2 pseudogenes are annotated in these 2,011 nt (G+C 46.0%); one reads left to right on the top strand and one right to left on the bottom strand.

Annotated features, from left to right (window positions below):
- Positions 1-23: 23 nt before the first annotated feature.
- Positions 24-1,196 (top strand): annotated as a pseudogene (locus CL42_RS15925) (aconitase family protein); the annotation flags it as partial.
- Between the two features lie 37 nt (positions 1,197-1,233).
- Here CL42_RS15925 and CL42_RS16910 read toward each other — a convergent pair.
- A pseudogene (locus tag CL42_RS16910) lies at positions 1,234-2,011 on the bottom strand (IS3 family transposase); the annotation flags it as partial.

Raw genomic sequence — 2,011 nt, 5'->3', positions numbered from 1 at the left:
TTATCAAGCCGGAGGGAAACTAGATGGCTAAGTATAGTAATATCAATAGTTTTAATACTTTAGAAACATTAACCGTCGGTTCAGGACACTATCAGATTTTCAACCTGTCCAAATTGCAAGTGCAGTTAGGTGACCTGTCCCGACTACCAAAATCAGCCATCTTTAAAAGTCTTGCTAGAAAATTTACTACGTTTTGAAGATCACCTCACGGTGAAAACCGAGCATATTCATGCATTGGCAGGGTGGCTAAACAACCGAACCTCAGAGCAGGAAATCCAGTATCGTCCGGCACGGGTGCTGATGCAGGATTTTACCGGTGTTCCCGCAGTGGTTGATCTTGCCGCGATGCGTGCCGCAGTGGCCAAAGCCGGTGGTGACCCGGAAAAATTAATCCGCTGTCACCGGTGGATTTGGTTATCGATCACTCGGTTATGGTCGATTACTTTGCCAACCCGCAAGCTTTTGAGCAGAATGTCGCAATTGAGATGCAACGCAATGGCGAGCGCTACCAGTTTCTACGTTGGGGGCAGGCTGCACTCAATCAGTTTCGCGTGGTGCCGCCAGGAACCGGGATTTGCCATCAAGTCAATCTGGAATATCTAGCACAAGTGGTCTGGCGTAATGAGGTCGATGGTCAGCGCTTTGCCTTTCCTGATACCTTGGTCGGTACCGATTCACATACTACCATGATCAATGGCTTAGGCGTGTTAGGCTGGGGGGGAGGCGGCCATGCTGGGCCAACCGATCTCCATGCTGATTCCGGAAGTGATCGGCTTTAAGCTTACCGGTAAACTCAAAGAAGGGATTACCGCAACTGATCTGGTACTGACCATTACCCAAATGCTGCGCCAAAAAGGCGTCGTTGGAAAATTTGTCGAATTTTATGGCGATGGTCTGGCCGATTTACCCTTGGTGGATCGTGCCACGATTGCCAATATGGCACCGGAGTATGGTGCTACCTGTGGCTTTTTCCCGGTTGATGAGGTGACGCTTTCCTATTTACGTTTAACCGGACGTCAGCCGGAAAGAATTGCCTTGGTAGAAGCCTATAGTAAGTTGCAAGGATTATGCGCAATCCGGGGGATGAACCGGTCTTTACCGATACGCTGGCTTTAGATATGTCGACGGTGGAAGCCAGTCTGGCGGGTCCGAAACGCCCGCAGGATCGTGTACTCTTGTCACAAGTGCCAAAAACTGAACCGTACCGGGTTTGTCGGAAACTTTTTATTTAAGTTAGGCCACCTGACCTAACGGGTTAATCTGATCATAGTAGATTGCTTCAAACTCAAAAGGCGACACATAACTCAATGTACTGTACTGTGTACACGCTTTTTATTGAACCAATCCACCCAATTTAATGTCGCAAGTTGTACATCTGCTAAACCTTGCCAGTCTGCTTTTAGATATTCAATCACCTCTGTTTTGTATAAGCCATTCACTGTTTCAGCCAAAGCATTATCGTATGAATCACCCGTTGTACCGACTGATGCTCGTAAATTTGCTGCTTCTAAACGATTGGTATAGCGAATGGAAAGATATTGCACACCTCTGTCGGAATGATGAATCACATTCTTTGGCATACCTCGATCATGCAATGCTTGCTCAAGTGCATCGAGCACTATATCTGTATTCAGCCGTGTAGATACTTTCCATCCAACAATTGCTCGTAAGAACACATCAATCATAAATGCGGTATAGACCCAACCTGAATGGGTTTGAATATACGTGAAGTCAGCGACCTGAGAAGCATTGCTTCGCAAGGGTCAGGATGATCAGCACTAAAATTGCGTTTCACTAAATCATCTGCTCGTTTTTGTTCATCTCGGTTACGGGTGGTTTGTTTATTCTTACCACGCCAAACACCTTGTATACCTAGCTTCTGCATCAATCGAGCAACTGTACAACGTGCGATAATATAACCTTCACGTTTCAATTTTTGCCAAACTTTACGCACACCATATCGACCTGAACTTTCTTTCCAAATTCGTTTAATTTGTTCAGCATGATACTC

The organism is Acinetobacter sp. Ver3 (assembly GCF_000632455.1).
Classification (GTDB): domain Bacteria; phylum Pseudomonadota; class Gammaproteobacteria; order Pseudomonadales; family Moraxellaceae; genus Acinetobacter.
Note: the sequence above shows the minus strand (reverse complement) of the source record. Positions and strands in the feature narration are given on the sequence as shown.